Annotated in this window: 9 protein-coding genes; 1 reads left to right on the top strand and 8 read right to left on the bottom strand. The window is 48.4% G+C overall.

Going from position 1 to position 14,721, the window contains the following annotated elements; all coding sequences use genetic code 11:
• The 6 genes from M0413_RS01775 to M0413_RS01800 form a co-directional block, all read right to left on the bottom strand.
• Positions 1-4,539: an EAL domain-containing protein gene (locus tag M0413_RS01775; RefSeq protein WP_249552980.1), complete on the bottom strand. Its 4,539-nt coding sequence runs from the start codon at positions 4,537-4,539 to the stop codon at positions 1-3.
• 326 nt (positions 4,540-4,865) lie between these two features.
• Entirely contained in the window at positions 4,866-6,059 is a 1,194-nt protein-coding gene (prpF, locus tag M0413_RS01780; protein ID WP_249552982.1) for a 2-methylaconitate cis-trans isomerase PrpF, read from the bottom strand.
• Between the two features lie 86 nt (positions 6,060-6,145).
• Entirely contained in the window at positions 6,146-8,749 is a 2,604-nt protein-coding gene (acnD, locus tag M0413_RS01785) for a Fe/S-dependent 2-methylisocitrate dehydratase AcnD (protein ID WP_249552984.1), read from the bottom strand.
• An 80-nt stretch (positions 8,750-8,829) separates the two neighbouring features.
• Positions 8,830-9,957, bottom strand: a complete 1,128-nt coding sequence (prpC, locus tag M0413_RS01790) for a bifunctional 2-methylcitrate synthase/citrate synthase (protein ID WP_240292626.1) — start codon at positions 9,955-9,957, stop codon at positions 8,830-8,832.
• A 235-nt stretch (positions 9,958-10,192) separates the two neighbouring features.
• Positions 10,193-11,071, bottom strand: coding sequence for a methylisocitrate lyase (prpB, locus tag M0413_RS01795; RefSeq protein ID WP_037431229.1), 879 nt, complete (start codon positions 11,069-11,071; stop codon positions 10,193-10,195).
• Between the two features lie 64 nt (positions 11,072-11,135).
• Positions 11,136-11,924 carry a GntR family transcriptional regulator gene (locus M0413_RS01800; protein WP_047540108.1) on the bottom strand — a complete coding sequence of 263 codons (789 nt, stop codon included), beginning with the start codon at positions 11,922-11,924 and terminating at the stop codon, positions 11,136-11,138.
• A gap of 332 nt (positions 11,925-12,256) precedes the next feature.
• Here M0413_RS01800 and M0413_RS01805 point away from each other — a divergent pair, with 332 nt between their 5' ends.
• Positions 12,257-12,721, top strand: a complete 465-nt coding sequence (locus M0413_RS01805; protein ID WP_099457107.1) for a 2-thiouracil desulfurase family protein — start codon at positions 12,257-12,259, stop codon at positions 12,719-12,721.
• 68 nt (positions 12,722-12,789) lie between these two features.
• On the opposite strand, the gene yihG (M0413_RS01810) is transcribed toward M0413_RS01805, so the two are convergent.
• Positions 12,790-13,731, bottom strand: a complete 942-nt coding sequence (gene yihG / locus M0413_RS01810; RefSeq protein WP_037431237.1) for a 1-acylglycerol-3-phosphate O-acyltransferase, YihG family — start codon at positions 13,729-13,731, stop codon at positions 12,790-12,792.
• Positions 13,732-13,738: 7 nt separating this feature from the next.
• Positions 13,739-14,641: a 1-acylglycerol-3-phosphate O-acyltransferase, YihG family gene (gene yihG / locus M0413_RS01815; protein WP_037413712.1), complete on the bottom strand. Its 903-nt coding sequence runs from the start codon at positions 14,639-14,641 to the stop codon at positions 13,739-13,741.
• Positions 14,642-14,721 lie beyond the last annotated feature (80 nt).

Below are 14,721 nucleotides of genomic sequence, written 5' to 3' on the forward strand. Positions count from 1 at the left end.
TTATTCTTTTGCGTCTTGCCGCTTTTGTATCTGTTGTATTAAAAGTGTTTGGCAATCTTTGGCGCTCAGCGGTTTACTCAGCAGAAAGCCTTGGACTTGATCACAGCCTTGCAGCGCCAAGAAGTTAAGTTGTTCTTGAGTTTCAACCCCTTCTGCCACCACATTCAACTCTAGGCTGTGGGCGAGAGCAATAATCGCGCTGGTAATGGCCGCATCATCGGGGTCGTTGGTTATGTCGCGCACAAACTCGCGGTCAATTTTTAAGGTATCAATAGGGAAACGTTTGAGGTAACTCAAGCTTGAATAGCCAGTACCGAAATCGTCTACAGCAATGGTTAAGCCTAATGCTTTGAGTTTTGAGAGGATATTAACTGACTCCTGTGGGTTGCCCATGATCATCGATTCAGTTAGCTCCAACTCAAGAGCCTGGGCGGGAAGTCCTGATACCGCAAGGGCTACTTCAATGGTTGAGATAATATCGGCCTTTAACTGTCTAGCAGACAAGTTAACGGCCATGGTGATATCGCTAAAACCTAACTCATTCCATTCGGCCAGTTGTTGGCAAGCGTGGTTAATCACCCAATGGCCTATTTGATTGATCATGCCTGTTTCTTCCGCGAGGGGAATAAACTCGGCGGGAGAAATGGGGCCTAATTCTGAATGCTGCCAGCGCAGTAGTGCTTCAAGCCCTGTCAGAGATCCATTGCGTAGGCAAAACTTAGGTTGATACACCAAGCTTAACTCATTGCGTGAGATGGCCTGTTTTAACCCCGTTTCGAGCAGCATATGGCGAGTCGCCATCTCATTGAGTTTATTGGTGTAAAACTGAAAGTTATTTCGCCCGAGAGCCTTAGCATGGTACATGGCGGTATCGGCAAATTTAATTAACGAATCCACATCTACAGCATCATTAGGATAGAGACTGATACCTATCGAAGTGGAGATAGTGAGGGATTTGTCCTCTAATAAGAAGGGCGCTTGAAAGGCTTTGAGCACTTTTTCCGAAATTAACGTCGCCGCTTTAGTTTTCGCCACACCTTCTAGAATAATAGTAAATTCATCACCACCCAAGCGGGCTACGGTATCCCCTTCACGGACGGCGTTTTGTAGTCGGTGGGCTACGGCTTTAAGCAGCAAATCGCCAATGTGGTGCCCCATAGAGTCGTTAATGTGCTTAAAACGATCGAGGTCTAAAAACAGTAGGGCGACAATATTATTCGATCTATGTGCTTGAGATATCGCGTGATTAAGCCGGTCTTGGAATAAGGTTCGATTAGGCAGCCCTGTGAGCGTGTCAAAGCTAGCGAGGAAACGTAAATCCTCCTCGGCCTTTTTACGCTCTGTAATATCAGTAAATACCGCCACAAAGTGGCTAGTTTCACCTTTTACGTCAATTACTTGATTTATCTCGAGCCACACCAAAATTGCTCTACGGGCCTTATTGCGGATCCAAATTTCTCCCGCCCAATGTTTATGGCGTAGTAGTTGCTGTTCAATGCTATTAAACAGATCCCGTTGTTTTCTACTGTAGGCTAAGTGAATTAAGTATTTATCACTAATCTGCCGCTCTGAATAACCAGTGATATTGCTAAAAGCGGGGTTTACCGAACGGATTCGATAGTCTAATCCTGCCACCACGACGGCTTCATTCATACTATTAAGCACTTGTGAGGAGAGTACCAGTTCGTTTTCGATCAGCTTGCGCGAGGTAATATCCCGAGTTGTGCCCGTCATACGAATGGGATGGCCCTGCCCATTAGCTTCAACAACTTTACCCCGCTCAAGGATCCAAACCCATTTGTTGGGTGAATGCTCAATGCGGTATTCCACTTCAAAGAAGGGAGTGCGTCCTTGTAGGTGTTCGGCTAACTCGTGCCTAAATCTTTCCCTATCTTCAGGATGAGCATGGTCGTGCAGTAGATGGTGGCGGTTCCATTGAGGGACAGGTATATCTGTATGCGTCCGGTAAACCTGTTGTTCTTGGATATTCCAGTCCCACATCCCGTCGCCCGAAGCCCAAAGCGCCAGTTTAAGCCGTTCTTCAGATGCACGAATGCTAGTTTCAAACTCTTGTTGTTGGCGACGTTTTTGTTTGCGCCATTTAACTATCCATATCAGTAGAGCCAGTGTCAGTAGAATATAAAGCGCATAGGCCAATTCGGTGCGATAAAAAGGTGCATTGACGGTTAAATCGACCAATAGCGTATAGTCACCTTGACGGTTGTATTCAAGTGAGTGACGCACATGGAGCACGTAGTTGCCTGGATCGATATTAGTGAAGGTGATTTCATTGCCTGTCGGTAAATCGTGCCATTGGTTATCAAATCCTTCGAGGAAATAACTAAAGCGATTTTTTCCTGTATAGCTAAAATCCAGTGAGGTGATTTCAAAGCTCACTAATTGATCGGCGTAGTTCATTACGATTTTCGGCGGATGACTCAGATCTAAAATCGTCTGTTTTTGGCCGGCAATTTTATATGCTGTGAGTGCTACCTTCGCTTCACCCCTTTTGTCAGGTAGGGTTTTAGGGTTAAAGCGATTGATGCCATTAATTCCGCCAAACCAGAGATCGCCATCACTGTCTTTAAGTTTTACACCACCGTTAAATTCCAGTGCCTGTAAGCCTTCCTGTTCGTTGAAATTGATAATTTTGTTATTGGTAGGGTTTAATTTTCCAATGCCGGCATTGCTACTGAACCAAATATGATGCTCATCGTCCTCCAGCAGAGCGTAAATCGTATCGCTGGGTAGGCCTTGTTCACGGGTATAATCACTAAAAATGGGCAATAAGGTTTGATACGATAGCCGACTAATGCCACCGTGGGTCGCAAACCAAACATCACCATTACTTGCGACTAAGATATCCCTAATGCGGTTATTGATAATGCTGTTTTTGTCATGGGGGTCATGGTAAAAAACGTCGCCATGCCCTGTTTGCATATCTAATTTTACTAGTCCATTGAGCGAACCAATCCACAGAATATTATTATTAGCCCTAAGGGTGAGTAACAGGTTTTGTGTAGGATGAAAATTTTCAATGCCTGTTAGCGAAACAGGCGTAAATTCATCATTTACAGTGGATTTCCGATATAGCGCATGGGATGTCGCTACCCAGAGCCTATTTTGATCATCTAACTCTAGACTGCGGACATAGTTTGCTTCTGCTGAAGTGTCTTTGCTATCTGCAACATTAAGTAGGCTAAATTCACCGTTTGGAGCTAGACGCCCTAGTCCATAATTACTGGCAAACCAGAGGACGCCTTGCTTATCTTGAATAATCGAGCGCAGAGTGAGGTTTAAGTATTGAGTCTCTAACCCTAATGCCTTGGCAAAAAAAGTGCTGTAGTTTTCATATGTTTTACTATTTCGTGCTAACCGCTTAAGGCCAGCGCCTTCTGTTCCTATCCACAGTGCCTGATCTTGGCTGCGGTAAAGGCTGCGGACATTATTGCTCTGCTGAGGTAATTCGGTCGTATATTCAAACAGATGCTGAAAATATTGACGGCGAGTGTTGATCTTATTCAATCCAGAATAACTCGCGCCGAGCCATAGATTGCCAAAAGGATCTTCTAGCAGGGATAAGATATTGTTTTCACTGATACTGTTTGTACGTTTGGGATCAAATTTATGATAAGTGGCAACGAATTGATCCGCCTCTCTTTCTAATTGTATTAAACCAGCTTCAGGTCCGACGACCCAGAATTGTCCTTGGGATGTTTGAACAAAATCTTTGATATAGGGAACATTATGTTCTGCTTGCCAGATGATAGTCCCTTGTTGAGTGGTCAGATCATAGTGCCAGAGCTGATTACCAAGCGCTAAGCTAATTGCTCGACTTGAATTGGCTTTAATCTGATAAGCAATCACGTCCTGCGGCACATTCAGCCGCGTAATCGTATTTGCACTTACTGCAAAGGTACCATTATCCCTGGTTCCTGCGAGTAAATAGGTGTTATCAACATTGGCAAGACTGGTGATATAGGGTTCAATGCTGGTTCCTAGTGAAACTTGGCTTAAGCGTTTTGTTCTTGTGGAAAAAGAAAACAAGCCACTTTGAGTGCCAATCCACAGCGTATTGCCGACAATATTGAGTTTAGTGACCCTGGGATCGGTGAGACCCTGTTCTATGCCAATGCGTTCAAAGGTGCCTGTTTTTAAATTGAGCCGATTTATACCTTGGCTAAAAGTACCTATCCAAAGATAACCTTGGGCATCTTGGATAATATCCGAGATATAACTTTCTGAAATACTTTGAGGATCATTAGGGGAGTGGATAAAAAGATTGAAGTTGTAACCGTTATAGCTATGGAGCCCATCTTGAGTGCCAATCCACAGCATGCCAGCACTGTCCATAAATAGGCTGGTGATTGTGTTTTGGTTTAACCCTTCTTCGCTGCGGATATGCTCAAATTTAAGCAGTGTATTTGCCGCATTAAGCGGTAATGCCAAGCCTGCGGGAAGCACCGCAACAAAACTGAGAATGCAGAGCACGCTAACGATTAGTCTAAGGATTGGTTGACTCAAAGCTACCCCTATCATTCCCTACTTTTTCCCCAATTTTGGGAGGTATTATTCACGTTACTTTAGGAATGTCGCGTTAAGAATGAGACTGACGCGATCTCAGTTTTAAAATTAAAATAATGGTTAATTTATTCACAGATTTATATAGCGTAAGGTGTTTTTATCAATATCTGCTGTGACCAACGCAAGTTTAGCATTTTTTACCGAATGCCAACATATTGCGGCTCGCAGGGAAGATAAATAAAAAAAGACCTTGCCGGAAGGGGGAGAAGCAAGGCCTTTGGTTGAACTCTATTGATAGGGTGATATCAATCAACTTGAAGGTGCGAATCAGTTGTCTGGTTTTATACGGTGGGCACGCGTACAAAACCCTCCATCAGCACTCGGGCGCTGCGGCTCATAATGGCTTTAGTCACTGTCCATTCGCCGTTTTGTTGCATGGCCTGTGCGCCGACGCGAAGGGTGCCAGAAGGATGGCCAAAACGTACCGCTTCCTTCTCACCACCGCCTGCCGCGAGATTGACTAAAGTGCCGGGAATCGCCGCCGCGGTACCAATCGCTACGGCGGCCGTGCCCATCATGGCATGGTGTAGTTTGCCCATGGAGAGGGCGCGTACCAGAAGATCGATCTCCTCCGCTGCAACTGCTTTGCCGCTGGATGACACATAGTTTTTGGGCTTAGCCACAAACGCTACCTTTGGCGTGTGTTGGCGTGATGCGGCCTCATCAATATGTGTGATAAGTCCCATACGTACGGCGCCATAAGCACGGATGGTCTCAAACTTGGCAAGAGCGGCATTATCGCTGTTGATATCGTCTTGCAGTTCAGTGCCCGTGTAACCCAGATCCTCAGCATTGATAAAGATGGTTGGAATACCCGCGTTAATCATGGTGGCATTAAAGCTGCCAATGCCAGGTACTTCGAGTACATCCACTAAATTACCCGTTGGGAACATGCTGCCACCATCGCCGTCTTCGTCAGCGGCGGGGTTCATAAATTCGATCTGCACTTCGGCGGCGGGGAAGGTCACGCCATCGAGCTCAAAATCGCCTGTCTCTTGCACCATGCCATCGGTAATCGGCACATGGGCAATAATGGTTTTTGCAATATTGGCCTGCCAAATACGCACGGTGCAGACACCGTTTTGTGGAATGCGATCAGCATCAATCAGCCCATTGCTAATAGCAAATGCGCCGACGGCGGCGGTCAAGTTGCCGCAATTACCGCTCCAATCCACAAAGGGTTTGTCGATAGACACTTGGCCAAACAAATAGTCAACATCGTGGTCGGCTTGGCTGCTTTTAGACAGAATAACCGTCTTGCTGGTGCTGGAAGTTGCGCCGCCCATACCATCAATCTGTTTACCATAGGGGTCGGGACTGCCAATGACGCGCAGCAGTAGTGCATCACGGTCAGGGCCTGGCACTTGGGCTGCTTCGGGTAAATCTTGCAGACGGAAAAATACCCCTTTGCTAGTGCCGCCGCGCATATAGGTTGCAGCCACTTTAATCTGGGGTGGGAAAAGTTTATTACTCATGCTATTAACTCCAAGGGGAATAGCGAAAAGGTTCGTGTCGATATAGGCGGCAAGCTTGTCGGCATTGCCGCCTTTTAGCGCGAATCTTACTTCAGATTTGACTCTAAAAAATCCTGCGCAAACCGTTGCAGTACGCCGCCAGCAGAGTAGATAGACACTTCTTCAGCGGTATCTAAACGACAGGTCACAGGCACTTCGACACGCTCACCGTTTTTACGGGTGATGATAACGGTCAAGTCTGCACGTGGCGCGATATTGCCAACAACATCAAACACCTCGGTGCCATCGATGCCATAGGTCGCGCGATTCTCGCCCGCTTTGAACTCCAGCGGCAACACGCCCATACCGACTAAGTTTGTGCGGTGAATACGCTCGAAACCTTCGGCGACAATCGCCTCAACACCCGCTAAACGCACACCTTTTGCCGCCCAGTCACGGGATGATCCCTGACCATAGTCAGCGCCAGCGATAATAATCAGCGGTTGTTTGCGATCCATATAGGTTTCAATGGCTTCCCACATGCGGGTCACTTGGCCTTCTGGCTCGATACGCGCCAGTGAGCCTTGCTTCACCTTGCCATCGACAATTGCCATCTCGTTTTTGAGTTTAGGGTTGGCGAAGGTCGCTCGCTGGGCGGTTAAGTGGTCGCCCCTGTGGGTCGCGTAGGAGTTAAAGTCTTCCTCTGGCAGGCCCATCTTGTGCAGGTATTCGCCCGCCGCGCTGTCCATCATAATCGCGTTTGATGGCGATAAATGGTCAGTGGTGATGTTGTCGCCTAATACCGCGAGTGGACGCATGCCCTTGAGGGTGCGCTCGCCCGCTAATGCACCTTCCCAATAAGGTGGGCGGCGGATATAGGTTGATTGTGGACGCCAGTCGTACAGTGGGCTGACCTTATCGCCGTAGTCGACGCTCAGGTCGAACATCGGCTCGTAGACCTTGCGGAACTGCTGAGGCTTAACGCTTTTCGCAATCACAGCATCGATTTCAGCATCCGACGGCCAAATATCGATTAAGCGCACTGGCTTGCCGTCTTTATCGAGGCCTAACACATCCTTCTCGATATCGAAACGAATGGTGCCTGCGATTGCATACGCCACCACTAACGGTGGCGATGCGAGGAAGGCTTGCTTAGCGTAAGGATGGATACGGCCGTCGAAGTTACGGTTACCGGATAATACGGCGGTGGCGTACAGATCGCGGTCAATCACTTCTTGCTGGATAACCGGGTCGAGGGCGCCGCTCATGCCGTTACAGGTGGTGCAGGCGAAACCGACAATACCGAAGCCTAATGACTCCAGCTCTGGCAGTAAATTGGCTTCTTCTAAATACAGTTGTACCGCCTTAGAGCCAGGGGCGAGTGAGGTTTTCACCCAAGGTTTGCGACTTAAGCCTTTGGCATTGGCGTTACGTGCCAGCAGGCCCGCCGCAATTACGTTACGTGGGTTACTGGTGTTGGTGCAACTGGTAATAGCCGCAATAATCACGGCACCATCTGGCATTAAGCCTGGCTCGTTTTCAACCACGCCGCTGATGCCGCGCGCGGCCAACTCTGAAGTCGGAACGCGAGCATGGGGATTCGATGGGCCAGCAATGGTACGCACTACCGATGATAGATCAAAATGCAGGGTACGTGGGTACTCGGCCTGCTTGAGATCATCGCTCCATAAACCTGCGGTCTTGGCATAGGTCTCAACCAGCTTAACTTGCTCATCGCTACGACCCGTGAGGGTTAGGTAGTCTAGCGTTTGTTGGTCGATATAGAACATGGCGGCCGTGGCACCAAATTCTGGCGTCATGTTCGAGATGGTTGCGCGATCCCCAAGGGTTAAAGCCTCTGCACCTTCGCCGAAGAACTCAAGGTAAGAGGAAACCACTTTTTCCTTACGCAGGAATTCGGTCAAGGCTAATACGATATCGGTGGCGGTAATGCCCGGTTGAGGCTTGCCTGTGAGCTCTACGCCGATAATGTCGGGCAGACGCATATAAGAGGCGCGGCCTAACATCACGCTTTCGGCCTCAAGACCGCCCACGCCGATGGCGATAACACCCAGTGCATCCACGTGTGGTGTATGGCTGTCGGTGCCCACTAAGGTATCTGGGAAGGCCACGCCATCGCGGGCATGGACCACGGGTGACATACGCTCCAGATTTATCTGGTGCATGATGCCGTTACCTTGCGGGATCACATCGATGTTTTTAAAGGCTTTTTGCGTCCAGTTGATAAAGTGAAATCTGTCTTCGTTGCGTCTGTCTTCGATGGCGCGGTTTTTGGCGAAGGCATCTTTATCAAAACCTCCGAATTCCACTGCCAGTGAGTGGTCAACAATCAGCTGAGTCGGCACAACGGGGTTAACCTGCGCTGGATCGCCCCCCTTAGCAGCAATCGCATCACGCAGACCCGCTAAGTCTACCAGCGCGGTTTGCCCTAAAATATCGTGGCACACCACGCGGGCCGGGAACCATGGGAAATCCAGTTCCTGTTTTGATTCAATAATTTGTTTTAGCGAGTCTGTGAGTGCTTCTGGCTCGCAGCGACGCACTAAGTTTTCCGCTAACACGCGTGAGGTGTAAGGCAATTTCGCATAGGCGCCGGGGGCAATGGCTTCAATGGCTTCGCGGGTATCGAAATAGTCGAGTGCTGTGCCGGGTAAAGGCTTGCGATATTGGGTGTTCATAACAGTGCTCATAACATCATCCATTTCGGAAAATGAAGTCGGCGCGAGACCCGCATTGAGTGAAGTCTCGCGCTAAGTGTGGTCAGTTTTGCTTAACGGTTGGCAATGGGTACCACTTTGCGTGGTGATACACCCACATAATCGGCACTTGGACGAATGATGCGGTTGTTTGAACGCTGCTCCATCACGTGCGCCGTCCAACCTGTTACCCGTGAACAAACGAAGATTGGGGTAAACAACTTGGTTGGAATGCCCATGAAGTGGTAAGCACTGGCGTGGAAGAAGTCGGCATTGCAGAAGAGTTTTTTCTGTTCCCACATTAGGGCTTCACAGGCGACCGATACGCGGTAGAGGCGATCATCGCCATAATCTGCGGCCAGTTTTTCAGACCATTCTTTGATGATGGCGTTACGAGGATCTGAATCACGGTAGATGGCGTGACCAAAGCCCATAATCTTTTCTTTGCGCTCGAGTTTACCCATCAGCACATCGCGGGCATCGGCTTCGTCTTTCATGTCTTGAATGAGTTCCATCGCCGCTTCGTTGGCGCCGCCATGCAGCGGGCCGCGTAGTGAACCAATAGCGCCAGTCACGCAGGAATGCATGTCAGACAGGGTCGATGCACACACACGGGCGGTAAAGGTTGAAGCGTTAAACTCATGCTCTGCATACAGAATTAACGAAACGTCCATTACCTTAGCGTGCAGCGCCGATGGAGCTTTGCCGTGCAGCAGGTGCAGGAAGTGAGCACCGATTTGCTCATCGGTGGTTTCGGTGTCGATGCGTACGCCATCGTGGCTAAAGCGATACCAGTAGCAAATGATCGATGGGAAGGCCGCCAGTAAACGATCAGCAATTTGGCTTTGCTCGCTAAAGTTGTGCTCGGCTTCGAGGTTACCCAGCATAGAGCAACCGGTACGCATGACATCCATTGGATGAGCGTCGGCAGGAATGCGCTCTAATACTTCTTTTAATGCCTGTGGCAGGCCGCGCATGCCCTTAAGTTTGGTCTTATAGGCCTCGAGTTGTGCTGTGGTGGGCAGCTCACCGTAAAGGATCAGGTAGGCGACTTCTTCGAAGGTGGCGTTTTCGGCCAGATCTTTTACATCGTAACCGCGGTAGGTCAGGCCGCTACCCGATACACCTACAGTACTTAGTGCAGTCTCACCCGCGCTCTGGCCACGTAATCCAGCACCACTTAATTTTTTTGCGTCTGACATAATTCTTCCCTTCCGTTAACGCTATGGTTATTGCAGACAGGCTCAATATTAGCCGTCTACCTTTTTGGTTAAAGCTGCATAAATGTTGACTAAATACAGAGTTTTAGCCTTATGTAGGGTTGCAGCATATCGGTGATGCAGGAGCCGTTATTTGAGGTCACGGCTCTCGCATCTGGGTATCAGTAACAACGCGAAGCCTAAGCTTCTACTGACGTCCATGGTCTGTACTTATCTTTTACTTATCTTGGCTAAATAATTGATCTAACTTGTCTTCAAAGGCGTGGTAGCCCAAGTACTTATACAAATCCGTACGGGTCTGCATAGTGTCTAAGACATTGCGTTGATGACCATCATTCATCAGCGCTTGCATCACTTTCAGTGCGGCTTGGTTAGCGGCGCGGAAAGTGCCGAGTGGGTAAAGCACCATGTCGGCGCCCGCTTCGGCGAGTTCTTCTTTGTTGAACAATTGGGTTTGGCCAAATTCGGTCATGTTCGCCAGAATTGGTGCGTTAACTTGGGCTTTGAAGTGACGGTATTGGTCCAGCTCAGTTAAGGCTTCGGCGAAAATCATATCGGCACCCGCGGCGATATAGGCTTTTGCACGTTCGATACCCGCTTCTAAACCTTCAACGGCAACCGCATCGGTGCGCGCCATGATCACAAAGTTAGGATCGGTGCGGGCATCGACGGCGGCCTTGATACGGTCAACCATTTCCTCGGTACTGACGACCGCTTTGTTGGGTCTGTGGCCACAACGCTTTTGCGACACTTGGTCTTCCATGTGCACGGCAGCTACACCGATTTTCTCAAACTCTTTAATGGTGCGGGCAATGTTGAAGGCGCCGCCCCAACCGGTGTCGATATCGACCAGCAGTGGCAGTTGAGTTGCCGAGGTGATACGACCCGCATCGATTAGCACATCATTCATCGAGGTCATGCCTAAATCCGGTAGACCGTAGGAGGCGTTTGCGACGCCTGCGCCCGACAGATACAGGGCTTGGAAACCAGTTTGCTCCGCCATCAAGGCGAAATACGCATTGGTGGTGCCAACGATTTGTAAGGGTTTTGAGTTAGCAAGAGCTTGGCGAAAACGTAATCCTGCGCTTTGGGTCATGGTCTTGTCCTTATCCAATTAAAAAGTACTGAATGATCAGTATTCGATGCTTATGGGCTGCGACTTAGCTGATATTGGCTAAAGTTTCTTTCGCGGCGGCGTTAGCTTGTAATTCAATCAAGCGTAATTCGGTATTTTTACGGCCTTGCTCAATATGGCGACGCATCAACAGGCTAGCGAGTTCACCATCACGCTGGGCAATGGCTTCGACTATGCGTCTGTGTTCGGCAATGGCTTTTACTGGGCGGTTCTTATTGGTGCACTGATAGCGATACATCCGCAGCAGATGATAAAGCCCGCCAATTAAGGTTTCTTGCAGATGTTTATTGCCGCTGGCTTGGATGATTTGATAATGGAAGTCGACATCACCTTCCTCTTGGAAATAGGTATCGCCATTGGCCAGCGCGGTTTCTTGCACCGCGAGTAAGTCTTCTAACTTGGCTAATTGTTCTGGGGTAATACGGCTGGCCGCAAGTTCGCAGGCCATGCCTTCGAGCACGCTACGCAATTGATATAAATCGTTTAACTCGCTCACTGTGAGTTGAGCAACACGGGCACCCACATGGGGCGCACGGACTACGAGACGTTGTCTTTCTAAGGTTTGCAGCGCCTCACGGGTCGGGCCGCGGCTGATGCCGTATTTTTCGGCGAGGGCTTGCTCGTTGATCTTACTGCCCGCAGGCAGTTCGCCTTTGATGATGCTGGTTTGTATTTGCACCAAAATTTGATCGGCTAAGGTGGTCGACGATTTTTCGCTGGCTAGGGATTTCACCTTCGTTGTTGAGCTGGTTGCGGCATGAGCCACTGAGCTTGGGGTGTCATCTGTTGGGAATATGGTCTCTTGCTTCAACATACTGCGCATCACTCGTTGATTGCTGGATTGTCGACAATGAGTAAAAAATAGTCCCGTTAAATGCCATTGTCAACAATATGTTTACTTAGACGTAAGTCTATACTTCTGTCGTTTTGATTTTTAGCTACTGTATTTGTTGGTTATTTTGTATTTAATTTGATTTTGATAATTTTATCTTCTCTATTTTTTAATTGGTAATTGTCGACAATTTTGGTATCGAGTGATGTCAGATGGTGCGATCAAGCACAGCTTTTACCCCATTGCGACTTATTGAGTACAATGCTGAGAAGGTATTGGTTGGCACCTACAGGGTGAAGGTATAGAGGGACAAGATGGAGAAAATCCTCATTAGCAGTTGTTTGCTTGGGCAGGCGGTACGTTATGACGGCGGTCATAATCTGCTGCAAGACGAGTGGATGCAGCGATGGCAACGAGAAGGGCGGATAGTGGCGTTTTGTCCTGAATGCGCGGGCGGATTACCCACACCAAGGCCTGCGGCCGAGCGTGTTGGCGATCTAGTGCTAACAGCGCAGGGTGAAGATGTAACAGCGGCTTTTAGGTTGGGAGCACAAAAAGCGCTTGCTTTGGCTCAGGAGCAAGGCATTAAGATAGCGATTTTAAAGGCGCGTAGTCCTTCCTGTGGCAATCAGCACATTTATGATGGCAGTTTCAGTAAGCATTTAATTGCAGGGCGGGGAATGACGGCCGAACTTCTGCTAGCGGCAGGTATGAGTGTGTTTAATGAAACGGAATTAGCAGAAGCGGCAATGAGGCTGGCACAACTTGAGGTCGAATAAGTGGGCTAGGTAAGCCTAACCCGCTATCGACTCACTTACGTTAGTGAATCTGTATTCGTTAATCTGTATTAGTGAAGCTGTGTGTGGGTGCTGGTGGCACTATCCGTTAGCTGCTGATGTTGCTGCAAGAGTGCAGCAATTTGATCATCTTTTTCCGCCCAAACTTGGTTTAACCAACGCTGAAACTCGACCCGATATTCCGATTCTGAAAAGTAGCGAGTAGCGTCGACCTGCGGTACTGGCAAGGCTCGCACCCGTACAATAATCTTGCGTACTTTGCCGTTCATTACGCCAAATAACACATCGTCTGGCGCATCCGGATACACTACCGTCACATCCAGTAGGTTAGTAAATTGCTCACCCATAGCGGAAAGTGTAAAGGCAATACCACCTGCTTTAGGCCGGAGTAAATGACGGTAAGGTGAATCTTGGCGCTGGCGTTTATCTTCGGTAAAGCGGCTGCCCTCAACGTAGTTGATAATTGATGTGGGCATATTTTTAAACTTTTCACAGGCTCGGCGAGTGGTGGCTAAATCTTTACCTTTAAGTTTCGGATTTTTTTTGAGTTTTGCCGGGCTGGTTCTGTCCATAAAAGGCATATCGAGCGCCCAGCAACCTAGGCCCATAATAGGGACATAGATCAGCTCTTTTTTGAGGAAGAATTTCAACATGGGGATATGGTTACGCAGCAGGTAAGTTTGCGCGGCAATATCAAAGCCACTGAGGTGGTTACTGATTAGCAAGTACCAGCTGTTTTTATTGAGCCCTTCAAGTCCTTCAACATCCCACTCGATTTTGGCAATCAAATACAAAATGCCACCATTGCAGGTTGCCCATGCCCACATAAAACGATTCATCAGTCCGGTCACTGCATTGCGTGCGCCTTGAGCTGGCATCAACATTTTCACTAAACCACCAAGGCAAACCAAGGTTCCCCAAAGGGCGGTGTTAATGATCAGCAGGCTCAGACTGAGAATAAACAGCACTGGGCCGGGGAGAAAATTCAACATAGAGGTTTTACCTTACTTCTTGGTCCGCTTGCCCAGCCAATTGGCTGATCACTTGATCTTTAGCGAGCCAAAGCTCATTCAATTGTTCTTGGAAGCTAATTTTAAACTCGCGATCATTCATATAATCGCCACGCATATCCGGCGAAATATCCTTCACTGTTATGTGTACTTTAACCTTTGGCAGCTTGCCTGTCAGGTAGTCCCAATAGCTTGGAACGCTATCTGGATAGTAAATCGTGACATCGACTAGCTTGTGGATCTGTTCTCCCATGGCGGATAGCGCAAAGGCCATGCCGCCCGCTTTAGGTTTTAACAGATGTTGGAACGGTGAGTTTTGTTTTTTATGTTTGGCCTTGGTAAAGCGTGTTCCTTCGACAAAGTTCATCACACTCACAGGCTTAGTCTTAAACTTTGCGCAGGCTTTACGGGTGATCTCGATATCTTTGCCCTTGAGTTTTGGGTTCTTTTTAAGTTGTGCTGTGCTATAGCGGCGCATAAAAGGAAAATCTAATGCCCACCATGCTAGCCCTAACACGGGCACATAAATCAGTTCTTGTTTCAGGAAGAATTTCAAAAACGGGATTCGGCGATTAAATACGCGCTGCAGGATCAAAATATCGACCCAAGACTGATGATTAGCGATCACCATATACCATTCTTTGGTAGAAAATTGGCTATCGCCCGAGAGCTCAATTTGCACTGGGTGCAGCACACGTTCAATCACCCCATTGACGCTTATCCAAGCGCTGGCGCAAAAGTCGAGAAAATAGCTCGTCGCCGTTCTCAACACAGGCAAAGGAATAAGTTTAATGAAGCTGCCCAGAACAATGGGTACAACCCAAAACAGCGTATTCACGACATAGCCTAAGAAAGCTATGCAGCCTTTTAATTGTGAAAACAACGTCCCCATTGGCGCCCCCTGATAAAAATTGGAGGCCTATGTTACTCGGTGTCGGCGTTTGGCTCAATCTTAGGGCGGCTGGTCGGGGC

The sequence above is a fragment of the Shewanella sp. 8A genome (assembly GCF_023475945.1).
Lineage (GTDB): Bacteria > Pseudomonadota > Gammaproteobacteria > Enterobacterales > Shewanellaceae > Shewanella > Shewanella xiamenensis.